The sequence below is a fragment of the Microcystis flos-aquae FACHB-1344 genome (genome assembly GCF_014698375.1).
GTDB classification, from domain to species: domain Bacteria; phylum Cyanobacteriota; class Cyanobacteriia; order Cyanobacteriales; family Microcystaceae; genus Microcystis; species Microcystis aeruginosa.
Genome location: NZ_JACJSW010000124.1, coordinates 1 through 22,142, shown reverse-complemented (window position 1 = coordinate 22,142; position 22,142 = coordinate 1). Strand labels below are relative to the sequence as shown.

Below are 22,142 nucleotides of genomic sequence, written 5' to 3'. Positions count from 1 at the left end.
AAAGAAAGAGTTACCCAGTTTTAAGGCACTAGGTAAGGATGGACTGTGCCGCTTACTGTTTTATGAGACTAGGCTTCTTTATCAACTTTTGACAGACAATTTGGTAAAGTGATGCGCGCGACAAAATACCTGAAAACTTGACGGATTTCGCGACCATTGCGATCGCAATAGGCTACCTCGATCCACTGATGACGGGGGACAAAACCGCGTAAATTGGTGACACTGAGGCAACCTTCCCAACCCTTGACCATTTCCTCGCTGACCCGCAAAATGCGAGGATTAATCACGGCAGTGGGTGGCATCATCGGAGCGTCGGGATAACGAGGATTGGGGTGAGAAGCAACGATAAACAGACGCAGAGACCGAGCAACTTGGGGCGCGGCGATTCCCACCCCGTGGGCAGCTTGCACGGTGGTAATCAGGGAATCGATCAAATCTTGACAGTCAGCATCGAGAAGATTATCGATCGCTGCTGCTTTTTGCTGTAGAATTGGATTTCCTAATTGGGTGATTGTTAAAACTTGCGTCATCTGTCTAAAGATTAATTGTTTCGCTCTGAAAATCATTTTATCTTGAGGGGAAAAATCTCGCTAAACTGATAAGGCTTCCCTGCAGCAGCACTAGAGCAACTTTGTTAATCAAAATTAACCGTGGATAGGCGTTGGGTTTCATGCTTCAACCCAACCTACGTTCATCTTATATTTAATTCCACCCACCCACTTAATCAAAATTAACCGTGGACAGCAGCGCCCAACAACTTTGGCATAATCTCCTAGAGCGTCTAAAATTACTATTAACCCGTCCCGCTTTCGAGACTTGGTTTCAAACAGCGACGGTTAAAGAATGGCAAAACGATCGCTTAGTAATTCAGGCTGCCAATCCCTTTATTCTTAACCATCTTCAGAAAAATTATCTGTCAACAATTGCCGAAGTAGTGCAGGATATCGTCGGTTATCCCGTCGAGATTCAACTAACGGCACAACAGGGCGATTTGATCGCTATTTTCCAGCCTAACAGTAGCTTAGAATCAGAATTATCCCCCAGTAATCAACTTAACCCTAAATATAATTTTTCCCGTTTTGTTGTCGGGCCAACTAATCGCATGGCCCACGCGGCCGCTTTAGCGGTGGCGGAATTACCCGGACGCGAATTTAACCCGCTTTTTCTCTGTGGTGGGGTGGGATTAGGTAAAACCCATTTAATGCAGGCCATCGGTCATTATCGTCTGGAATTATATCCTCAATCTAGGGTTTTTTATGTATCGACGGAACAATTTACGAATGATTTAATCACCGCTATCCGTCAAGATAGTATGGAAAGTTTTCGTAATCATTATCGCCATGCGGACATATTATTAGTGGATGATCTGCAATTTATTGAAGGAAAAGAATACACTCAAGAAGAATTTTTTCATACCTTTAATACCCTGCACGAAGCGGGAAAACAGGTGGTTTTAGCCTCCGATCGCCTCCCCAAACAGATTCCCAGTTTACAGGCTCGTTTAATTTCTCGCTTTTCTATGGGATTAGTCGCCGATATCCAAGCACCAGATATCGAAACTCGCATGGCAATTTTACAAAAAAAGGCCGAGTACGAAAATCTGCGTCTCCCAAGAGAAGTTATCGAATATATTGCCGTTAATTATACTTCTAATATTCGCGAATTAGAGGGGGCATTAATCCGGGCTACTACTTATATTTCTATCTCCGGATTGCCGATGACGGTAGAAAATATCGCGCCGGTTTTAAATCCACCAATGGCCAAAATTGCCACTTCTCCTGAGATTATTATGGCGGTAGTAGCGGAAAAGTTTCAACTCTCGATCGCCGATCTAAAAGGAAATTCCCGCCGACGAGAAATTAGTTTTGCTCGACAGATTGGGATGTATTTGATGCGTCAACACACGGATTTAAGCTTACCGCGCATTGGCGAAGAATTTGGCGGCAAAGATCACACCACCGTTATTTATAGCTGTGATAAAATCAACCTTTCCCAGCATCAAGATCGACAATTACAAGAAATCTTAGCCCAACTAATCGAGCGAATTAACTCCCTCAGTCGCAATCAGTAGTCGGGAAGTAGGAAGTGGGGAGTGGGGGAAGTGGGGAGGTGGGGGAAGTGGCGAAGCTGTCTCATCACCCTATCACCCCAAAACCCCCCGCAACGCGCACGCAGTGACCACCCTATCTCCCGACTCCCGACTCCTGAATACTGACTCCTGAATACTGAACTCCACCAACAAACTTTTTCAGCAAACCCTAACTACAGGGGAATAAACTGGCAATTGTAGCGATGAGATGAGAGGTCATGGGTAAACTATCGATCACCATAGCTGTACATAATAACATCATGTAAAGAATGGAATATTTAAACAGCGATCGAGCCATGTCCCGATCAAAAGGATTCTGTTTTAATCGCCAAGCTTTTTTCAAGAAAACAAACCCTAAAACCAAAGCCGCTACACCATAGACCACACCACAGGCAGCCAAGGGATAAATCAGGAGAAAAGTGAAAGGAACAACGATTAAAGTATAGAGCCAAATCTGCTCGCTAGTGGCTTCTTCCCCTTTAACTACGGGCATCATCGGGATATCTACTTCTGCATAATCATCCTTGATCATTAAAGCTAAAGCCCAAAAATGGGGAGGAGTCCAAAGGAAAATAATGGCGAATAAAATCCAAGGAATCCAACCGAGATCGCCCGTTACTGCCGCCCAACCGACGAGGGGAGGAATCGAGCCAGCCGCGCCACCGATAACAATATTTTGGATACTATGACGCTTGAGCAGATGGGTATAAATCAGCATATAAAATGCGATGCCGGTCATTGCTAAAAATCCGCTCAAAGTATTGACAAAAAAGACAAAAAGTGCTAGGGAAAGGGAGGCTAAAACGAGGGCAAAAATGAGGGCGTGGAGGGGTTGCACGCGACCGGAGGGGATCGGACGGGCGCGAGTACGAAGCATGGTGTGATCGATATCGCGATCATAGATGCAGTTTAAAGTTTGAGCGGCGGCGGCGGCGAGAGTGCCACCGAGGAGGGTAAGAAAGAGTAAGAGGGGGGAAACCTGGCCTTTAGAGGCGATTTCCATGGAAGCGGCTGTAGTAATCAGCAGTAGAGGAATAATTCGCGGTTTGGTGAGTTGATAATAACTTTTAGCGACTTGTAAAAAATTATCGTGGTGGCGAAGGGCTTGAGTTCCAGTCATCGTGATTAAATCCTTAGAGATGGCTTATGGGAGCGAAAGAACGATCGCGAAGGGCGAAAGTGGTAAAAGCGACGAGGGTTCCCACCAATAGCGCACCGATGCTGTGGTGGGTAATGGTTAAGGGTTCCACCTGTAGATGCAGTTTCAGGGTGGCAACGCCCAAAAACACCTGTAGGGCAACTAATCCCCCGGCGCTAAAAGCTAGTTTTTTGAGGAGAGGATGGATAGCGGCAGCTCGCCAAGCGAAGAAAACTAGGGTTAACACCGAGATAGTGGCGGGAAAAACCCCGATAATGTGGCTATTCATCACGGTGCAGAGTTGGGAAACCGTTAAACACTGATGGGCCGCCCAACGGGAACCGACGAGACCGCCGAGGAGACATTGCAGATAAACTAGACCGGTGGCGACCATTCCCATCCCGGTTAGTTTTCCTACCGTACCTGTGCCACGGTAGGGAGTCAGACCGATAGCAATGACGATTAGGGTGGCAAAAAAGAGCAAAGCTGTGGCTAAATGGGCGGTTACGATGTCAAATCGCAGTAATTGGGTCACGGTTAATCCTCCCAGGACTCCTTGCAGGAGAATTAAAGCCAAGGCAGCGATCGCAGAGGGGAACAGCCAAGGGGGAAGATGGCGACGGTACCACCAAGACAGACCGACGAGAGCGAGCGTACTAAACCCGATCAAAGAGGCATCGAGACGGTGAAACCACTCCAGAAATACCTGTAGATTCATCTGCTGACTGGGAATCCATTGACCGTAACACAGCGGCCAATCGGGACAAGCTAAACCGGCGTTCATAACTCTGGTGGCAGCACCCACTACCATTAGGGCGAAAGTAGCGATCGCAATTTTCCAGACTAAGCGGCGCATCCACACCTGAATATGGCCGGTTTCTCTTAGGGGTGTCGGGTTAAAAACAGATTCGGTCATCGGTTTGCCTGTTCTCAAGGAGTCTGTCATCAAAGATCATGGCTTTGTTTGCCAGTTAGTTATCACTGTGAATGAGTTTTTTTACGACAGGTAAAAGCTTTTAGATATTCTTTAGATTTCTGGCCATTTCCGTTACATTTGTTTACATAAACTCAGAATAAGATACAAAAATTAGTTATTTAAAATACTTTCCCTGAAAACGATCCCAAAGAAAAGATAAAATTCTCAGAAGATGCTGGTTAAATTTCCCATCTATAGGGGAATCATGTTTTAGCCTTGAATAAGTAGCCACTATTGAAAATATTGAAAAGACCGTGAAAATTCCCAGCAGTATCCTGACGCTCGTACTCGGGATCGCCTTGACCTTAATTAGTCTCTGGTATGGCCAAAATCATGGCTTAATGCCTGTGGCCGCTTCCGAAGATGCTCAGGAGATAGATAATATCTTTAATCTGATGATGACCATCGCCACGGGACTATTTTTAATAGTTGAAGGCGTGATTATCTATATAGTGATTCGCTTTCGCCGTAAACCGGGGGATCAAACCGACGGACCGGCAGTGGAGGGCAATGTCCCCCTAGAAATCTTCTGGACAGCCATCCCGACGGTAATCGTTTTTATCCTTGCCGTCTATAGCTTCGAGATTTATAACAATATCGGCGGTCTCGATCCCTTGATTTCCAAGGGTGGCAAAGGAGAAATCGCCCACCACGGTCATCACCACGGCACGATGATGGCCATGGGCGGCGATCGCAGAGTAGCCCTAGGTATCGGCAATTCCTACGATGGTGAAGGAGTTCCCCCCCTAGTGGTCAATGTTAAAGGCATTCAATACGCTTGGATCTTCACCTATCCCGAAACTGGCATTGTTTCCGGGGAACTGCACGCTCCCGTCAATCGCCCCGTGCAACTGAATATGGAAGCGGGAGATGTGATCCATGCTTTCTGGGTTCCCCAATTGCGTCTAAAACAGGACGTTATCCCCGGACAGGAAACGGTGTTATCGTTCACATCCAACCAAATTGGTCAATATCCGATCATTTGTGCGGAACTTTGCGGGGCCTATCACGGTGGCATGAAATCTAGCTTTGTGGTTCACTCCCCAGCGGATTACGACCAATGGGTGCAGGATAATACGATCGCCGAAGTTGACAGCGATCAAACCGTAGCCATGACCGCTAAAGATCGCTCTGATAGTCAATATTTGACCCCCTACACCGAAGAAATGGGCATCGACGCTGAAATCCTCGCCCAAGTTGCCCATCAGCAGCAAATGTAATTTTTCTTGTCATCTAAAATCTTGGCCTTATGACAGCATCAACGGAAATAACCACCCCAGCAACCGTTCCCGAGGTGATCCATCACCGCAAGTGGACAGATTACTTTACTTTCTGCACCGATCATAAAGTCATCGGTATTCAATATCTGGTGACTGCCTTTCTTTTCTTCTTTATTGGCGGTGCTTTCGCGGAAGTGCTGCGGACGGAATTAGCCACTCCCGACCCCGATTTCGTCTCCCCAGAACTATATAACCAATTCATGACCATGCACGGAACGATCATGATCTTTCTTTGGATCGTTCCGGTTGGGGCGGGTTTTGCCAATTATCTCATTCCCCTGATGATTGGGGCGGAAGATATGGCTTTTCCTCGTCTTAACGCTGTGGCTTTCTGGCTTAATCCCCCCGGCGGGCTGCTATTATTATCCAGTTTCTTTGTCGGCGCACCCCAGTCCGGTTGGACTTCCTACCCACCTTTAAGCTTAATTAGCGGCAAATGGGGCGAAGAATTGTGGATTTTGAGCCTTTTATTGATCGGGACTTCTTCGATTTTAGGCTCGATTAATTTCATCACCACGATCCTGAAAATGCGGATTCCTGAGATGGATTTGTACAGTATGCCGCTATTTTGTTGGGCAATGCTGGCCACCTCGACTCTGGTACTGCTTTCCACCCCCGTTCTCGCTTCTGCTCTCGTTCTCTTGTCCTTTGATTTAATCGCCGGCACGAGCTTTTTTAACCCTGCCGGCGGCGGCGATCCGGTGGTTTATCAGCATATGTTCTGGTTTTACTCCCATCCTGCCGTTTATATCATGATCTTGCCCTTTTTCGGCACGATATCGGAGATATTACCAGTTCACGCCCGCAAACCGATTTTTGGTTATCGAGCGATCGCCTATTCCAGTCTCACCATCTGTTTCTTGGGTTTAATCGTTTGGGCCCACCATATGTTCACCAGCGGCACCCCCGGCTGGTTACGGATGTTTTTCATGGCGGCAACTATGTTAATCGCCGTTCCCACGGGCATTAAAATCTTTAGTTGGTGTGCCACCCTTTGGGGGGGTAAACTCAGTCTCAATACGTCTTTATTATTTGGGATCGGTTTCCTGTCTTCCTTCCTCATCGGTGGTTTGACCGGGATTATGTTGGCTTCTGTTCCCTTCGATATCCACGTCCACGATACCTATTTTGTCGTCGGTCACTTCCATTATGTACTATTTGGTGGTACGGCAATGGCCCTGTTTGCTGCCGTTTACCATTGGTTCCCGAAAATGACCGGACGGATGTATAACGAGACTCTCGGTCGTATCCACTTTGTTCTCACTTTTATCGGTTTGAATTTAACTTTCATGCCGATGCACGAATTGGGATTATTGGGTATGAACCGTCGTATTGCCCTGTATGATGTGCAGTTTCAGGGTTTAAATGTTCTTAGTACCGCAGGAGCTTATATTCTCGGTATATCGAGTATTCCCTTCGCTATTAATATGGTCTGGAGTGCCTTTAAAGGTCAACCCGCCGGCCGTAATCCTTGGCGCGCTTTAACCCTAGAATGGCAAACCTCCTCTCCCCCAATTATCGAGAATTTCGAGGAAATGCCGATTCTTTGGTCCGGCCCCTACGATTACGGTATTGATCTGGAGGAATCAGAAGCAGCGGAATCAGTACAAGATCTCCTCGCCGAAGTGGGCGCCGAATCCCAATAATTATGGGGGATTAGCCCTGGGGGTTGGGTGTTGGGTGTTAGGTGTTGGGGTAGTGAGGAATTTAGCTGAAATTTCCCTATCTCCCTATCACCCTATCTCCCTATCACCCTATCCCCCTATCACCCTATCCCCCCATCTCCCCACTCCCCGTCTCCCGTGTAAACTAAGGACATTCAATCATGCAAGGTTCAACGCTCGAAGATTCTCAACTCTCTGTCAATTATCATCACGAAACGGTGGAACACGGGCATCATGGCCACCCAGATCATCGCTTATTCGGTGTGGTTTTGTTTCTAGTGGCGGAAAGTTCCATCTTTTTAGGCTTATTTGCCGCTTTCTTGTTCTACCGTACCATGTTACCCGTTTGGCCCCCCGCCGGCACGCCAGAATTAGAGTTAACCCTACCGACAATTAACACAATTATTCTGGTGTCCAGTAGTTTTGTTATGCACATAGGACAAAAGGCGATTAAACAAAACAATAATGCCGGTTTACAATTGTGGTTCGGTATTACTGCCCTGATGGGAATTATCTTCCTTTGTGGTCAAGGATACGAATATTATCACGCTGAATTCGGTCTGACAACTAATGTTTTCACCAGCGCTTTTTATGCCTTAACCGGATTCCACGGTCTCCACGTTACCTTCGGTTTAGTGCTAATTCTATCTGTCCTCTGGCGTTCTCGTCAAAAAGACCACTATTCTAGTCAATCTCATTTTGGTGTGGAAGCGGCAGAATTATACTGGCATTTCGTCGATGTGGTCTGGATTATCCTGTTTTTACTGGTGTATATCTTGAGATAATTTTTGTTATTTACTAGGAGAAAAGGGCGATCAAGCGATCGCCCTTTTTTGTATATTTCAATTTATAAGTAGTCGTACAAAATAAATTTCCTAGTGGTGAGAGGGAACTCCAGAACTGCGGAACGGGCAACAGAAAAGAAATACAGCGATTGTTGCTTTACGGAGAAATGGGTAATTAATTTTGTTTAGGTACTTAGCAATTCCTATACTGGTGAGTAGAGAACAGAGCCAATTGATAAATAATATAGGTGGGTTACGGCGAATACTAGATAATTTTCCCTAGCATAAATTGTCTTCGCCTAACCCACCCTACACCTAAAATTAACGACGACCGAATAAACTCCAACCTTTGCCACCACTAACGGCCGGTTCAGCTTTTTCAGCGACGGGAGCAACTTCTGCGGGGGTTTCCTCACCGGAAAGATTAGAAAGATCGTAGTTTTCTACTAGATAAAGAGACGCTTTTTCAATAGTAGAATAATCCCAGAAAAGGGTAGAAGGTAACTCTTGACCGACCCAATCTTCCAGATCACCCACCATCGTTACCGCATCGATCGAATCTAAACCATAACGGGTTAAAGGTTCAGTCACATTAATCGTTTTTGCATCCAAAGATAACTGATCAGCTAACTGTTTAACTAACCAATTTTGTACGAGATTATTAAGATTGGAGTTGGAGTTCATGGGTTTTTTCCTCGGTAGTTTGTGAATGGGCTAATTGAAAAGGCACGATCGAAAAATGTTGATTTTCTCGATATAATTTCAGCAATTCTTGGGCAACATTTTCTATATACACCTCAGACAGAGTGTAAGGCAGCGGCCGCAGAGTTCGCAGTAATCGGTGTAAACTCAACACCAACCATTCCCCCCGGGCAAAAAATTCACCCAGGATGGAACGATTATAAAGCCAAGTGTGTAAACAAGCAGAAGCGGCGTGTAAAGTACAGTATTTCTTGGCAATCTCGAACAATTCGGGTGATTGGTCGTGACCATACTCGAATTTCGATTGACTAATCTGTTCATCGTGAGCATTTAGTTCCTCTAAAACTAAATTACCCAACATCAACAGATTTTCTAATACTTCCCGGTCCACCTCCTGAGAATCTTTCAATCCCTCCAGCATATCAAGGGCAATCTCTAAACCCTGTAGGGAATCATCCATTCCCCGGCCAAATAATTCTAAATTATTGGGTTCAAAGGGAGGAACCGACTTTTCTAGGCTAAAAATCGCCTCTAAACGGGTTTTTAACGCCGACATGGTGCGCGAGTTGCGTTTAGCCCGATATTTGGTTAAAGGACGCAATTGTAGGATTAAAGCATGAAGATTGACGATCGAACTGCCGTCAAACATACTGATAATCGAATTATCCCGCAGTAGCTTCTGGAAGATGCCGAATTCGTGTTCTTCTCGCATATAAAAACGCGATCCCAAGACCACATAAACACTATTAACCATCTCCTCCAGACGGACAGTAACAAAGTATTTTACCACCGAAGCCCAGACGCTAAACTGTTCGGGGATAATATGAAAACCTCTCGCGGCCGGAATCGTCTCGCAATCACAAATGAGGATGTCAAGGAAAGCATCCACGAGAGTGCGCCGGGGTTGGGGCAAATCCATCACAGTTTTGTTATAGATTACCCGATTAACGGCAAAACTGAGGGTAGTTCTCAAAGCGGTATCGGCTGCCCCGTGGGAAAAAGCCGCGCACAACATTCGGGTAATCTGGAAACCTTTCAGGGCTAATTCTAAACCGTCTCCCTCCTCCCGTAAACGCATGGAATCGGGGACGAAACAATCTTTAAAACCAATGCCACTCATATCCGAGGCGCGCACGCCATGGGTGTATATTTTCGGCAAATTATAGTATTTTTCGGGGTCTAATTGCCGTTTATCGACCATAAATAGGGTTAAACACTTTGGCCCGCCGTTAGCATCGGTTTTCGCCAAAATAAAGGAAACTCCAGAGATAGTCGCCCGGTTAATCGGCCATTTCTCACCATTGAGAATATAACCTCCTTCCACCTTCGTCGCGGTCAGATCACCATTGATCAGATCGCTGCCGTGTTCCTTTTCCGAGTAACCCAGACACATCGCCCCATAGTCATCCATGATAAAACGGGCGAGCTTCTGTTTCTGTTCTGGGGTTCCCGCCATCCAGTTTAAAAACGACCAGAATAGGGTAGTAAAAGCGATGCCGATAGTTTGATCCCGTCGGGAAAGTACGCGCACAAAAGCGACAAATTCCTCAAAAGAGGTGAACTCACCGCCGCAATCGGTGGGAATGTAGTAGTGTTGGAGTTTCCAGTCGTATAACCAGCGAATTTCCTCGTGGGGAAATTCTTCGCTCTCGTCAATTTCGATCACCCGCTTGTAGGATAGAGGGTTATCGGGATTGAGAGGATCGCCTAAGTCTTTTTCCAGTGCTTCAGCAGTCCAGTATTGCTTAAGCTTTTTCATAGTGCCTCTAGGACAGATACAATGTGTTTTTCGTCAATGCCTTCGGTTAGAAGACCCGACCATTCACAAAAATTAATGACCATTCTAGACTTTTGGCCGTACAATGGCAACAGTTACGCAATGTGCAACTAAAAACGACAGAATCAAACAGATACAGTTGCACAGGGTGTAAATTATGTAATTGTTAAGGAGGATTAAATTTATGCCCCTAGTTACAGGAGATGGTTTGAATAACACCATTACTCCATCTTCGGCATCAGCCGGAGTCACTGGATGGTATTCGGGACTCGGGTTGAATGATACCCTCGATGGTGGCCTGGGTGCCGACAATATGGATGGTGGTGATGGCAACGACACCTACTACGTGGACAATGTGGGCGACATCGTGAAAGAAATCTACGATGATTCCCTGGGTGGGACGGCTGATACGGTATTGGCCTCAGTCACTTATTCTCTAGCACCGGGGACACCTGGGAACCAAGGATATGGGATTGAGAACCTCACCCTGACGGGGTTTGGCAATATCAACGCTACTGGCAATGGTAAAAACAACATCCTCACGGGCAACAGCGGCAACAATGTCCTCGATGGTGGCCTGGGTGCCGACACGATGGATGGTGGTGATGGCAACGACACCTACCACGTGGACAATGTGGGCGACATCGTGAAAGAAATCTACGATGATTCCCTGGGTGGGACGGCTGATACGGTATTGGCCTCAGTCACTTATTCTCTAGCACCGGGGACACCTGGGAACCAAGGATATGGGATTGAGAACTTGACCCTGAAGGGGTTTGGCAATATCAACGCTACTGGCGATAGCAAAAACAACATCCTCACGGGCAACAGCGGCAACAATGTCCTCGATGGCGGTGGTGGCAACGACACCCTCGATGGCGGCCTGGGTCTGGATACTCTCACTGGTGGTGCTGGAAACGATTTCTTCAGGCTCGGCAACGTAGCGAACCGTGATCTGATCACCGACTTCTCTGTACCCGCTGACACGATCATTCTGGCGAACAGTCTTGACAGCACTTTAGCCGGCTCCTTTAATCCGGGGCTCAAGGGTCTGAGCTTTATTAGTGGTAACGTGAACGGAAGTGTCCTTAACTCTGCCTGGTTCTTCAAGGGAGCGGGGTCTACCGGGGGAGCATCGGGAAACCTCTCCGGCATCTACGTCAATACCATCAACGGCGACATCTGGTATAACGATTCCAACCTCGTCGGTAGTTACCTAATTGCCAATGTTGGCGCTGGTGCCGCATTTGGCATGACTAATGCTGACTTCGTTTACGGGGTGTAAGTCTTAGCTAGGCATCACAGGAAAACTATGCCATGTCCCCCGCTAACGGCGGGGGTTTTTTGTCGGCCCCCCATCATTCAGTCACTAAAAATCCCAACTTTAACAGCGATATTAATCCTTTCAAAAACAGCATTATTTTTGAGTGTGTATTAACCAGGGAACCAATCTTCATCAAGAATTTTCTCAATTGTCCAAGGACAGTCAACTGGTAAAGTTAATCCACTTTTGCGGCTCGCTTTTCCCAGAGCTTTTTGATAACAATAACCAAACCGTTCTAAGGCATGATTGTAGATTACCTTAGAGCGAAACAGCAAGCTAAATTCCAATCTGAAATTATCTATCTCGTCTGTCCAGTGGGGTAGGTAGTAAGGATGCTTCCAGTAGGCGTAAAGTAGCAGGTGACTGAGGAGTTGAATAAGAAAGCTTTCTGCTTTGTATTTGCGTTCATCAACCATTTCCTCTAATTCCTCGGCTAAAGTTTGCCAATCTAAAGTATTGCGATCAGGCGATCGCAGTTTTTCTATCTGGTCTTGCAGCCAAGCTACATAGTCTTTCTCATATAGGGTTTTAGCCATTAATTTTACCTCTATACTAATCTTTTTTTATCCTATCAAAATATAGATCTAATTGTATAGCTCAAGCACCAAGAAAATGCTGGTTATTGAAATATTACATCCCATCATTCAGTCAATAGACCTCTGGTAAAAATCAAAAATTGTTGTTAGGGTTAGTGCGATGCCGAAGGCACTGCGTAGCAGTACGCCATCGCTGTAGGGTGCGTTCCCTGATGTGGCTCCTACCGCTGCACCGATAGTGATTAGACCGCACAGTGGGGTATTGGGTTTTATTGAGGGGGTGTGAGACCGATGGGGTGGGATAGTAGGACAGAGGAGGTGGCTCGACCGCCGAGAGCGGTATAATTAATATTTAAATGCCGCCATGGCTAACTTGAAGTGAGAGTATATGTTGAAAGGGACTATTTATTTGCATAAGTTCAGTTATTTTCTTCGATTGGTTCGAGAGATTGGTGGCTGGGATTTCCTATACCGCTATGTAGTACGATCATTTTATAAAATAACCAAGCTCAACCAGAAAATGGTTCTATTTAATAATGTAGAAATGACTCTGCCGTACGATAGTCGATTCGGAACGGAAATTTTCCTCAAGGGAAGCAATTTGGATTGGGGATCTGAAATTATCCTTCATCGATTCTTAGATATTAATAAAGACTTTATTGATGTTGGAGCTAATATTGGTTATTACAGTTTACTGGCTGCTCCTTTATCCAATCAGGTTTATGCCTTTGAACCCGATCCGAGAATGGTTGAACACTTAAAGAGAAATCTTTCCCAGTTTCAAAACTGTCATGTTCTAGAAGAAGCACTTTTTTCCGAGCCTGGCACTATGGATCTTAATTTGAACTCAATGCCTGAACTAAATTCGCTGGTTAGGCATAGTCCCCAAGAGAACAAGGTGACAGTCAAGGTAAATACTTTAGACAAATTGATGTCTGATTATCCGTCACTGAGTGTTTCCTGTATCAAAACAGATGCTGAAGGGGCAGACTTCGATATACTAATGGGTGGCAAAAATCTTCTAATTCGAGATCAACCTTTGGTCTTGTCGGAAATTTATCCAACAAAGAAGCTCCTTGAATTTATTAAATCTATTGAATTTACCTGTTTTGCTTTCGTCAAACCTAAGGATGAGGATGGAGCTAATTTACAACCAAAATTCATCAAGATTGAAACAAAACCGACCAACTCTCATATTAAAATGATTTTCTTAGTTCCTAATCGGCTCTTGTCAAGGTTTGAAGAGCTAAAAGATGTCTAACACTGCTTATTCCTAGGAGTGCGATGCCGAAGGCACTGCGTAGCAGTACGCCATCGCTGTAGGGTGCGTTCCCTGATGTGGCTCCTACTGCCACACCGATAGATTTTTGGGAACGCACCATGCTCATTCATTCGAGCAAGTGATTACAAGCTATACTTTAGAAGGTCATAATCTGAGATTTATTAAACTTCTGAAATGGTAGAGTGAGCAAGGAATCAAGTTCTTTTTTATGTTTCCGATGGGAATCATTCAGACAGAGAATCCCAACGATGGCACTGTTGAAGATATCGAACCAGGAATCCCGCTCGGACAAGCTGAAAAAGTTTACGGTAAAGCGACGTTACCCCTGTGCAACTATATCTTTAGTCTTGATTTACAAGGCTCTCAGAAATCAGCCGAGATAAAGTATCCTCGGGAACCCTGATTCTGTCCCTATTTAACCCCAGTTCGGGTTACTATAGCTAATTTTTGGCTGTTAGCAATTATAGCTCTCAAAAGGGGGTGGGAATGATGAGATCAAGTTTATTTTCGGTCTGAGGATGACGAAAAGATAATTGTTTAGCGTGTAGGTGTAAACGGTCGGACTGCTTACCATTGTACAAGCGATCGCCTAAAATTCCTATCCCTAATCCCGCTTGACTATGAACACGAATTTGATGAGTTCTTCCCGTGTAGGGAATAAATTCTAGCCGAGAATAATTGCCTTCTTTGCCGACAACTTTAAAATAGGTTTGACTAGCTTTCCCCCTTTGCCAGTCCACAGTTTGATAGGGTCGATTTTGCGGATTTCCCCAGAGAGGTAGGTCAATTATGCCTGATTCTCTCTCAATAATTTCTGATAATATAGCTTCGTAGATTTTCTCCACTTCTCGCCGTTGAAATTGTTGGGATAAACAACGATAAATATCTAAACTTTTAGCTAGTAATAATAATCCCGAAGTTTCTCGGTCTAAACGATGAACGGGAATGACATTTTTTCCCTGACGACGAAAACGATTGACCACAGCATCTTGACTATCTTGATAACGTCCTGCTACCGATAATAATCCCGCAGGTTTATTAATAACAATTATTCCCTCGTCTTCGTAGATAATTTCTAGAGATAAACGTAAACCAGAGAGTAAAAAACCCATGAGAGGTTGACATCTTTCTTGACAAGCACCATAAAATTCTCCCTGTTTTCTATCTCGATTCGATTCTCCCCACCAAAATTCGGCCATGGCGACAGGTTTTAATCCTTTCATGGCGGCATAATTTAATAATTTCGGGGCGCAACATTCCCCTGTTCCCGTCGGTAACAAATTACTGCCCATCAATTTAGCTAAGGAGAGAGATTGTCCAGAAAAGTTGTTTAAACAGTAGGATTGATACAGCAATTCCTGTAACTGTTTGGAGAGGTTCCTACGCTGTTGCTTAAGTTCAATAATTCTCTGATTGGCTACGTTTATTTTATCAATTAAGGGTTTTAAAACTTGTTTTTGTTCCTGTTTTAATTGCTTTCTTTCTCTTTTTTCCTGACGACTGATATTATTTAATTTTTCTAATTCTTCTGGGTTTAAATCTCCTAAATTTCTTAACCTATCTCGTTCCTGTTTATGGTTTTGATGTTGTTGCTGTAAAGCTTGTATTTTACGCTCAAAATCTGCTTGATTGAGTCGATATAAATTATGTTCGGGAATTGATTGTAGGGTAATAATTTCCTGTTTAATTGTTTCTAAAAGTTGCAAAACTCGCTTTTCTTCCCGAATAATTTTTTCTCTCCCCACTAGGGACGGAACCCAGCCAGCAGCTTCTCCCTGTCCAGAAAAAGCTTTTAAAATTTCTATTTCGCCATCGGCATTTTCTCCTAATAAAATTCCATACATTTTACCTTGAGGATTGGTGATAGTTGTCATCAAATCTTGGGCAATTTTTTCAGCCAAAAGAGTGCGGGGCAAGCGCAATAACTCGCCCGTTTCGGGACAAATTCCTTGATAATAATAAGTAACTTCCTTCACTATTTAAGAACAGGAAAAGGGGCCAGAGATACCCCTAAGAAAAACAATTGGCAAAGAAATCGATAGTTTCCTGTAAAGCGACAATAAAGCGATCGATTTCTTCTCGGGTATTATAAAAATATAGACTTGCCCGCGCGCTGCCGGAAGCATCAAAAAAGCGGTGTAGAGGTTGGGTACAGTGATGACCGGAGCGAATAGCGATTCCTTCGTGGTCTAATAAAGTGGCTAAATCACTAGCATGAATCCCTTCCACATTAAAGGCGGCTAAACTAGCCCGACCCTGGCCCGTTAAACTAGGTGATGGCCCGTAAATTCTTAAACCCTCAATTTCTCCTAGTTTTTTGAACAAATGGGCGGTTAATTCTTCTTCGTAGGCATGAATATTATCCATACCTAAACCCATTAAATATTCTACCGCAGCACCGAGAGCAATCGCTTCGCCGATAGCGGGGGTTCCCGCTTCAAATTTGTGGGGCAGTTCGGCACAGGTAAAATGGTCTAAATAGACTTCTGCAATCATTTCGCCACCACCAAAAAAGGGCGGCATTGCCTCTAAAATGGCCTCTTTGCCGTACAAAAATCCAATACCGGTGGGGGCGCACATTTTATGACCACTAGCCACCAACCAATCACAATCTATGGACTGCACATCAATGGCTAAATGGGGGACACTTTGACAGGCATCAATTAATACTTTCGCCCCGACTTGATGGGCAAGGCTGACTATTTCGGCAACGGGATTAATACAGCCTAATGTATTAGAAACATGAAGGACAGCAACTAATTTAGTTTTGTCAGATAACAAAGATTTATATTGTTCTAAATCAAAGCTTTCTTCGCTGGTTAATGGCACATATTTAATCACCGCCCCCGTCTTTTGGCAGACAATTTGCCAGGGGATTAAATTACTGTGGTGTTCCATAACCGAGAGAATAATTTCATCCCCTGCTTTCAGGGTATTTAATGCCCAACTGTAGGCGACTAAATTAATCGCTTCCGTGGCGTTGCGAGTATAGACAATTTCCTGACGAGAAGCGGCATTAATAAACCTAGCCACCTTATCTCTGGCTCCTTCGTAGGCTTCCGTTGCCCGGACACTTAAAGTATGCGCCCCCCGATGCACATTGGCGTTATCTTTTTCGTAATAGTTTCGCAGGGTTTCTAATACTTGAATGGGTTTTTGGGAAGTGGCGGCACTATCGAGATAGATAAGGGGTTTATCGTATACGGTTTGATGGAGGATAGGGAAATCGGCGCGGACTTTTTGGGCGAGGGTTTTTTCTTGGATAATTGTCATTTTAGTCAGGAGTCAGAGGGGTACTTTGGGCAGGTTGACACCCACCCCGGTAGAGTTATTCCACACTGCGACAGGCGACGCATTGCCCCAATCTTTGGCGGAGGGATTCTAGAGGAATTTTAGCTAAAATCTCGGCCGAGAAAGCATCAATTAACAAACTGCGGGCGGTGTCGGCGCTTAAGCCTCGGCTTTGCAGATAGAATAAATCATCGGCTTCCAGTTGGCTAACGGTTGCCCCGTGGGAACATTTGACGTTATCGGCGGTAATTTGTAATTCGGGTTTGGTGTTGACTCGTGCCTTGTTAGAAATTAACAAATTCCGATTTAACTGGGAGGCGTTGGTTAATTGGGCGGGCTTGGGAACAAACACTTTACCATTAAAGATAGCGTGAGCGCTACCATCAACGATACATTTATGCAGTTGCTTGGTGATGCCGTGGGGATGGTTGAGATAGATGGCGCTGTGGGTATCGGTGGTTTGTTGTCCAGTAATCATGGCTAATCCGTGCAGATTTGTCTCGGTTTGTGCTCCTTTTTGCAGGATATCGAGGTTATGACGGCAGAGTTTAGCTCCTAGATTTATCTCGTTGAGAGTGTAACGGCTATCGCGCCCTTGTTCAATTATCGTGCGTCCGATGTGAAAACCATCTCCCGATTCCCGTTGTACTCTGGTATGGATGACCTCGGCGTTGGCTTCGAGGTAAATTTCCGTGACAGCGTTGGTGAAATAAGAGTAATTTACAGGTAAATCGGAGCAATATTCGGCTAAAGCCCCGTAGTTCTCAATAATATTGACACTGGCTCCCGTTTCCGCCACGATTAGGCTATGGGGCTGATAAAAGCGGGGAATTTCCTCCACAACGGTGATAAATAAGAGATGTATCGGGGTTGTGACGACGGTGTTAGCGGTGACGTGAATTACTGCCCCATCGCTTAAACCAGCTTGGTTGAGTGCGGTAAAAAATTCGGGTGTTTTTTCTTTGCCTAGATAGTTGACAAGAACATCTTTTTGTGCATTGGCGAGATGCCCGACGCTGACACCGGCGGGTAAAGCGGAGATATCGGACAATTCGGGCTGATAAATGCCGTTAACGAAGACTAGGTGGCTGTTTTTGGCTTCGGGCAGTAAAAAAACAGCTAGGGCATTTTTATCGATTGTAACGGGTTGGGGGACGCGAAAATCGATCGCCCATAGTTGACTTAAATCGGTGAATTGCCATTCTTCGTCTTTTCTGCCAGGGATGGCTAATTCTTGAGCTTTACTGGCTCCCGATTCTCTTAATTCGAGAATTTTACCGTTATCGATAGTGGGAACCGTTTCTCGCAACAATTTTAACAATAATTCTCCTGATTGTTCAGGTTTCGTGATTATGGCTGTCATTGGTAGGAGGGGGTTGGAGGGTTGAGGGTTGGGGTAGTGGGGTGTAGGGTGTGGGGTGTAGGGTGTGGGGTGTAGGGTGTGGGGAGAGGGGAGAATAAATAAAAGCCATCTCCTGCCTCCTGACGACCGGCTACTGACTCCTGCCTCCCCAGACTCCTGATAACTGATAGCTAGATTACTTAACGGCTAATAATTGTTCGTCGAGGAAATCGTAGCCAGTTCTTTCTAATTCGAGGGCTAATTCTTTACCGCCACTGGTGACAATGCGCCCATCGTACATAACATGAATAACATCGGGTTCAATGTAGTTGAGCAGACGCTGATAGTGAGTGATAAGTAAAAAAGCGTTATCGGGAGTAGCTAATTGATTGACTCCCTGGGCAACAATTCGCAAAGCATCGATGTCTAAACCGGAGTCAATTTCATCGAGAATTCCTAAAGTAGGTTCTAATAAGGCCATTTGTAGGATTTCATTACGTTTTTTCTCACCACCGGAGAAACCTTCGTTTAAACTTCTGCTAAGAAAGCTAGGATTCATCTGGACAACTTCTAGTTTTTTCTCGACTAATTCCTCAAAGTCAAAACTATCTAATTCTTCCGAGCCTAGATATTTTTGTCGGGCATTGTAGGCAACGCGAAGAAAATCGAGGTTACTAACGCCGGGGATTTCTAGGGGATATTGGAATGCGAGAAAGATACCCATAAGCGCTCGTTCATCGGGTTCTTTGTCCAAAAGGTTTTCGCCTTTATAAATTATTTCTCCCCCAGTTACTTCATAATCGGGATGTCCAGCGATTACTTTTGAAAAGGTGCTTTTTCCTGAGCCATTGCGCCCCATAATTGCGTGGGTTTCACCTGCTTTAATTTCGAGGTTAACTCCTTTAAGAATCTGGTTTCCATCAATACTAGCGGTCAGATTTTTTACCGATAAAATTACTTCACTCATGAGATGTTTTTCTAGAACAAAAATATTAGTTTTGGTGGTTGACGGCGAATCATCAATTGATGGATAAATTGTCTTAGCTTTTGGTGGGTTACGGCTATCGCCTAACCCACCCTACTTTACTGATTATCCGACGGTTCCTTCTAGCTTGAGACTTAGGAGTTTATCGGCTTCGGCGGCGAATTCCATCGGTAATTTACTGAGGACATCCTTACAGAAACCACTGACTAACATAGAGACAGCATCTTCTTCGGAAATACCCCGTTGTGCGAAGTAGAATAATTGGTCTTCACCGATTTTAGAAGTGGAAGCTTCGTGTTCTACTTTAGCACTGTTGTTATCCACCTGAATATAGGGAAAAGTGTTAGCTTCGGCATTATCTCCAATCAGCATAGAATCACACTGGGAGTAATTTCTTGCTCCTTTGGCTTTCGGTCCCATTTTCACTAACCCGCGATAACTATTTTGGGAGTTACCCGCCGAAATTCCCTTAGAAATAATGGTACTCTTGGTGTTGCGTCCAATGTGAATCATTTTCGTACCTGTATCGGCCTGTTGTTTGTTATTAGTTAGGGCAATTGAGTAGAATTCCCCGACGGAATTATCGCCGACTAAGACACAACTGGGATACTTCCAAGTAATTGCCGAACCAGTTTCCACCTGCGTCCAAGAAATCTTAGAATTAACTCCTTTACACAGACCCCGTTTAGTGACGAAATTGTAAATACCTCCCTTACCATTGGCATCGCCAGCGTACCAATTTTGTACCGTCGAATATTTAATATCCGCATTATCGAGGGCGACTAATTCCACGACGGCGGCATGAAGTTGATTACTATCGTACATCGGAGCGGTGCAACCTTCTAAATAACTTACCGATGCCCCTTCTTCAGCGACAATTAAAGTTCTTTCAAATTGTCCCGTCTCACCGTTATTAATCCGAAAATAGGTGGACAATTCCATAGGACAGACGACACCTTTGGGTATAAAAACAAAGGAACCATCGCTAAAAACGGCAGAATTAAGAGCGGCAAAATAATTATCACCCACGGGAACCACAGTACCGAGATATTTCTGCACCAAGTCGGGATGTTCCTGTAAAGCTTCCGAAATAGAACAGAAAATAACCCCCTGTTCTGCTAGTTTTTCTTTAAAAGTTGTGGCGATAGAAACGCTATCAAAGATAGCATCCACGGCCACGTTAGAAAGGCGTTTTTGTTCCGAAAGGGGAATGCCTAATTTTTCAAAGGTTTCGATTAAAGTGGGGTCAACTTCTTCAAGACTGTTGAGTTTTTCTTTTTTCTGTTTGGGTGCAGAGTAGTAGATAATATTTTGATAATCAATGGCAGGATAGGAAACGTGCGGCCAACTGGGTTCGGTCATCTTTTGCCATTGATGGTAGGCCCGGAGACGAAAATCGAGCATGAATTCCGGTTCCTTCTTTTTCGCTGAAATTAGGCGAATAATCTCCTCATTTAAACCGCGGGGGATGGTTTCCGATTCAATATCGGTGATGAAACCGTACTTGTAGGGTTGGTTAACGAGATTTTTAACGGTGGTTGCACTCATGGGGGTTAGTGTTCTCTCTACGCGGTAGGCAGGGGAGGCAGTTAAACAACAATAAAGTTGTTTAAATTGATTATATAATAGATTAACAACAAAGCTGTTGTCAAAGTCACGGAAAATTTCAGAGGATGCTGGTAAACCTCTGTTATTCAGGTTACTCTGTAGGGGTAATTGGCCGCTCCTTGACCCTCAGCAATTGTACGCTAAAGCCTCTGTTTTTGGTATCATGACCACGACTCAACCCGCCTCGACGAAAGACGATATTCTGCAATATTTGCTCAAAAACGGTCAATCTACAGCCCAAGACTTGGCTGAGGAGTTAAGTATTAGTCCGCAAGCGACGCGCCGCCATCTTAAGGATTTGGAGGGGGAAGGACTGATAGAATATTTTGCCGTACAAAATAAGATAGGACGGCCCCAGCACATTTATCGTCTCAGTCGTCAAGGTCGTGGCCGTTTTCCCCATAATTACGATAATTTCGCCGTTTCTTTCCTCAATACTCTCGTGGAGACGGTGGGAGAGCAACAGGTGGGGGAAATTCTCAAAAAACAGTGGCAACGCAAAGCGGCAGAATATCAATTGCGCCTCGGGAAGGGGTCTTTAGGGGAAAGAATGAGAAAATTGCTGGAAATTCGCCAAGAGGAGGGTTATATGGCAGAATTAGTGGCACTGGAAGCAGAAAATAGTTATGTCCTGGCCGAGCATCATTGCGCTATTGCTGAGGTGGCTGGTTCTTATCCCAGTATCTGTGGCCATGAATTAGAAATGTTTGCGATGCTGCTTCCCGATTGTACGATCGAACGGACTCACTGGATCAATCAAGGTGAGCAACGATGTGGTTATCTAATTAAGTGCAAGGGATGACAGAGAAAGATTAGTTATCTCGGTGGTGATTCGGTAGTAGTGATGGCGGCTTAATCCTTTGCCAGGTGTGCATTGTAGTCATGGATAAAATACCAAAGGGCTCCCCAACGTGATTCTCCATTTTTTTAGAGAAAGATAGACTCTCTCTCACCAGCCGAGAAATCCTTTGTCGCAAGGTATTATTTAATCTTTCAATAGGATTAGTTTGACCAGTTTCTTTTCCGACTGGTCGATGACGTTTACTGGGAATTACTGTCTTATATGACTCCCAAAAGTCTGTGTAAACAACCGCACATTGTCGGTAAACGCCGGGTAAACTGGCCCCAAAGTTTTTTGGCTGATTGACGACTCCTATCTCCGCGCATAGCAACCAATAATTTCCCTTGTCTTTCTATCAATTAACCGCCAAATATAAACCTTTATCGTCTTAGAAAAAACCAAAGACCATATCTCATCACATTCTCTAACCAATTTACCTTTTGGTTTGTCCGAAACCTTTATTTGACGGGGGACAGCCGCCAGTTTATTGTTGACATAGTTTTGTAACCATGACCAACTTAC

Annotated in this window: 18 protein-coding genes and 3 pseudogenes; 8 read left to right on the top strand and 13 right to left on the bottom strand. The window is 44.8% G+C overall.

Annotation, left to right across the window (positions count from 1 at the left end; genetic code table 11):
- Window positions 1-110: 110 nt before the first annotated feature.
- Window positions 111-566: pseudogene (locus H6G48_RS10730) on the bottom strand (peptide deformylase); the annotation flags it as partial.
- 170 nt (window positions 567-736) lie between these two features.
- On the opposite strand from H6G48_RS10730, the gene dnaA reads away from it, so the two are divergent.
- Entirely contained in the window at window positions 737-2,071 is a 1,335-nt protein-coding gene (dnaA, locus tag H6G48_RS10725) for a chromosomal replication initiator protein DnaA (RefSeq protein ID WP_190721619.1), read from the top strand.
- A 187-nt stretch (window positions 2,072-2,258) separates the two neighbouring features.
- Here the strand turns inward: dnaA and H6G48_RS10720 are convergent, their stop codons facing one another.
- Complete coding sequence (locus H6G48_RS10720; RefSeq protein WP_190721617.1) at window positions 2,259-3,209, bottom strand: heme o synthase; 951 nt, start codon at window positions 3,207-3,209, stop codon at window positions 2,259-2,261.
- Window positions 3,210-3,222: 13 nt separating this feature from the next.
- Complete coding sequence (locus H6G48_RS10715; RefSeq protein WP_190721615.1) at window positions 3,223-4,143, bottom strand: COX15/CtaA family protein; 921 nt, start codon at window positions 4,141-4,143, stop codon at window positions 3,223-3,225.
- 314 nt (window positions 4,144-4,457) lie between these two features.
- On the opposite strand from H6G48_RS10715, the gene H6G48_RS10710 reads away from it, so the two are divergent.
- The 3 genes from H6G48_RS10710 (at window position 4,458) to H6G48_RS10700 (ending at window position 7,932) form a co-directional block, all read left to right on the top strand.
- Window positions 4,458-5,423: a cytochrome c oxidase subunit II gene (locus tag H6G48_RS10710; protein ID WP_190721613.1), complete on the top strand. Its 966-nt coding sequence runs from the start codon at window positions 4,458-4,460 to the stop codon at window positions 5,421-5,423.
- Between the two features lie 29 nt (window positions 5,424-5,452).
- Window positions 5,453-7,129 carry a cytochrome c oxidase subunit I gene (ctaD, locus tag H6G48_RS10705; RefSeq protein WP_061432191.1) on the top strand — a complete coding sequence of 559 codons (1,677 nt, stop codon included), beginning with the start codon at window positions 5,453-5,455 and terminating at the stop codon, window positions 7,127-7,129.
- A gap of 179 nt (window positions 7,130-7,308) precedes the next feature.
- Window positions 7,309-7,932, top strand: coding sequence for a cytochrome c oxidase subunit 3 (locus H6G48_RS10700; RefSeq protein WP_002796799.1), 624 nt, complete (start codon window positions 7,309-7,311; stop codon window positions 7,930-7,932).
- A 321-nt stretch (window positions 7,933-8,253) separates the two neighbouring features.
- Here the strand turns inward: H6G48_RS10700 and H6G48_RS10695 are convergent, their stop codons facing one another.
- Both H6G48_RS10695 and H6G48_RS10690 read right to left on the bottom strand, forming a co-directional pair.
- Window positions 8,254-8,616, bottom strand: coding sequence for an acyl carrier protein (locus H6G48_RS10695; RefSeq protein ID WP_190721611.1), 363 nt, complete (start codon window positions 8,614-8,616; stop codon window positions 8,254-8,256).
- Window positions 8,594-10,393, bottom strand: a complete 1,800-nt coding sequence (locus H6G48_RS10690) for an acyl-CoA dehydrogenase family protein (RefSeq protein ID WP_190721609.1) — start codon at window positions 10,391-10,393, stop codon at window positions 8,594-8,596. The genes H6G48_RS10695 and H6G48_RS10690 overlap by 23 nt, the downstream gene beginning before the upstream one ends.
- A gap of 202 nt (window positions 10,394-10,595) precedes the next feature.
- On the opposite strand from H6G48_RS10690, the gene H6G48_RS10685 reads away from it, so the two are divergent.
- Window positions 10,596-11,696: a calcium-binding protein gene (locus H6G48_RS10685; protein WP_190721607.1), complete on the top strand. Its 1,101-nt coding sequence runs from the start codon at window positions 10,596-10,598 to the stop codon at window positions 11,694-11,696.
- A gap of 149 nt (window positions 11,697-11,845) precedes the next feature.
- Here the strand turns inward: H6G48_RS10685 and H6G48_RS10680 are convergent, their stop codons facing one another.
- On the bottom strand, window positions 11,846-12,271 hold the full coding sequence (locus H6G48_RS10680; RefSeq protein ID WP_190721605.1) for a DUF29 domain-containing protein: 426 nt from the start codon (window positions 12,269-12,271) through the stop codon (window positions 11,846-11,848).
- A gap of 388 nt (window positions 12,272-12,659) precedes the next feature.
- Between H6G48_RS10680 and H6G48_RS10675 the strand changes: the two genes are divergently transcribed.
- Window positions 12,660-13,532 (top strand): FkbM family methyltransferase, encoded by an 873-nt coding sequence (locus tag H6G48_RS10675; protein ID WP_190721603.1) that lies wholly within the window; start codon window positions 12,660-12,662, stop codon window positions 13,530-13,532.
- Between the two features lie 157 nt (window positions 13,533-13,689).
- Here the strand turns inward: H6G48_RS10675 and H6G48_RS10670 are convergent.
- Window positions 13,690-13,824: pseudogene (locus H6G48_RS10670) on the bottom strand (IS630 family transposase); the annotation flags it as partial.
- Here H6G48_RS10670 and H6G48_RS10665 point away from each other — a divergent pair.
- Window positions 13,771-13,956 carry a hypothetical protein gene (locus tag H6G48_RS10665; RefSeq protein WP_242034615.1) on the top strand — a complete coding sequence of 62 codons (186 nt, stop codon included), beginning with the start codon at window positions 13,771-13,773 and terminating at the stop codon, window positions 13,954-13,956. The pseudogene H6G48_RS10670 and the gene H6G48_RS10665 sit on opposite strands and share 54 nt — an antisense overlap.
- Window positions 13,957-14,023: 67 nt before the next feature.
- On the opposite strand, the gene H6G48_RS10660 is transcribed toward H6G48_RS10665, so the two are convergent.
- The 5 genes from H6G48_RS10660 to sufB form a co-directional block, all read right to left on the bottom strand.
- A complete protein-coding gene (locus H6G48_RS10660; protein WP_190721598.1) occupies window positions 14,024-15,529 on the bottom strand; it encodes an RluA family pseudouridine synthase in 1,506 nt (501 codons plus the stop codon).
- 34 nt (window positions 15,530-15,563) lie between these two features.
- Window positions 15,564-16,826 (bottom strand): SufS family cysteine desulfurase, encoded by a 1,263-nt coding sequence (locus H6G48_RS10655; RefSeq protein ID WP_190721596.1) that lies wholly within the window; start codon window positions 16,824-16,826, stop codon window positions 15,564-15,566.
- A 55-nt stretch (window positions 16,827-16,881) separates the two neighbouring features.
- Complete coding sequence (sufD, locus tag H6G48_RS10650; RefSeq protein WP_190721594.1) at window positions 16,882-18,207, bottom strand: Fe-S cluster assembly protein SufD; 1,326 nt, start codon at window positions 18,205-18,207, stop codon at window positions 16,882-16,884.
- A gap of 175 nt (window positions 18,208-18,382) precedes the next feature.
- Window positions 18,383-19,153 carry a Fe-S cluster assembly ATPase SufC gene (gene sufC, locus H6G48_RS10645; RefSeq protein WP_190721592.1) on the bottom strand — a complete coding sequence of 257 codons (771 nt, stop codon included), beginning with the start codon at window positions 19,151-19,153 and terminating at the stop codon, window positions 18,383-18,385.
- A 123-nt stretch (window positions 19,154-19,276) separates the two neighbouring features.
- Window positions 19,277-20,719, bottom strand: coding sequence for a Fe-S cluster assembly protein SufB (gene sufB, locus H6G48_RS10640; RefSeq protein ID WP_036395285.1), 1,443 nt, complete (start codon window positions 20,717-20,719; stop codon window positions 19,277-19,279).
- Window positions 20,720-20,942: 223 nt separating this feature from the next.
- Here sufB and sufR point away from each other — a divergent pair, with 223 nt between their 5' ends.
- Window positions 20,943-21,581, top strand: coding sequence for an iron-sulfur cluster biosynthesis transcriptional regulator SufR (gene sufR, locus H6G48_RS10635; protein WP_190721589.1), 639 nt, complete (start codon window positions 20,943-20,945; stop codon window positions 21,579-21,581).
- Window positions 21,582-21,631: 50 nt separating this feature from the next.
- Here sufR and H6G48_RS26280 read toward each other — a convergent pair.
- Window positions 21,632-22,142, bottom strand: a pseudogene (locus H6G48_RS26280) (IS1 family transposase); the annotation flags it as partial.

Bases quoted from the DNA above. Each gene is read 5' to 3' on its own strand.
- H6G48_RS10720 (WP_190721617.1), bottom strand. From the start codon at position 3,209: ATGACTGGAACTCAAGCCCTTCGCCACCACGATAATTTTTTACAAGTC.
- H6G48_RS10715 (WP_190721615.1), bottom strand. From the start codon at position 4,143: ATGACCGAATCTGTTTTTAACCCGACACCCCTAAGAGAAACCGGCCAT.
- ctaD (WP_061432191.1), top strand. From the start codon at position 5,453: ATGACAGCATCAACGGAAATAACCACCCCAGCAACCGTTCCCGAGGTG.
- H6G48_RS10700 (WP_002796799.1), top strand. From the start codon at position 7,309: ATGCAAGGTTCAACGCTCGAAGATTCTCAACTCTCTGTCAATTATCAT.
- H6G48_RS10695 (WP_190721611.1), bottom strand. From the start codon at position 8,616: ATGAACTCCAACTCCAATCTTAATAATCTCGTACAAAATTGGTTAGTT.
- H6G48_RS10690 (WP_190721609.1), bottom strand. From the start codon at position 10,393: ATGAAAAAGCTTAAGCAATACTGGACTGCTGAAGCACTGGAAAAAGAC.
- H6G48_RS10685 (WP_190721607.1), top strand. From the start codon at position 10,596: ATGCCCCTAGTTACAGGAGATGGTTTGAATAACACCATTACTCCATCT.
- H6G48_RS10680 (WP_190721605.1), bottom strand. From the start codon at position 12,271: ATGGCTAAAACCCTATATGAGAAAGACTATGTAGCTTGGCTGCAAGAC.
- H6G48_RS10675 (WP_190721603.1), top strand. From the start codon at position 12,660: ATGTTGAAAGGGACTATTTATTTGCATAAGTTCAGTTATTTTCTTCGA.
- H6G48_RS10665 (WP_242034615.1), top strand. From the start codon at position 13,771: ATGGGAATCATTCAGACAGAGAATCCCAACGATGGCACTGTTGAAGAT.
- H6G48_RS10655 (WP_190721596.1), bottom strand. From the start codon at position 16,826: ATGACAATTATCCAAGAAAAAACCCTCGCCCAAAAAGTCCGCGCCGAT.
- sufD (WP_190721594.1), bottom strand. From the start codon at position 18,207: ATGACAGCCATAATCACGAAACCTGAACAATCAGGAGAATTATTGTTA.
- sufC (WP_190721592.1), bottom strand. From the start codon at position 19,153: ATGAGTGAAGTAATTTTATCGGTAAAAAATCTGACCGCTAGTATTGAT.
- sufB (WP_036395285.1), bottom strand. From the start codon at position 20,719: ATGAGTGCAACCACCGTTAAAAATCTCGTTAACCAACCCTACAAGTAC.
- sufR (WP_190721589.1), top strand. From the start codon at position 20,943: ATGACCACGACTCAACCCGCCTCGACGAAAGACGATATTCTGCAATAT.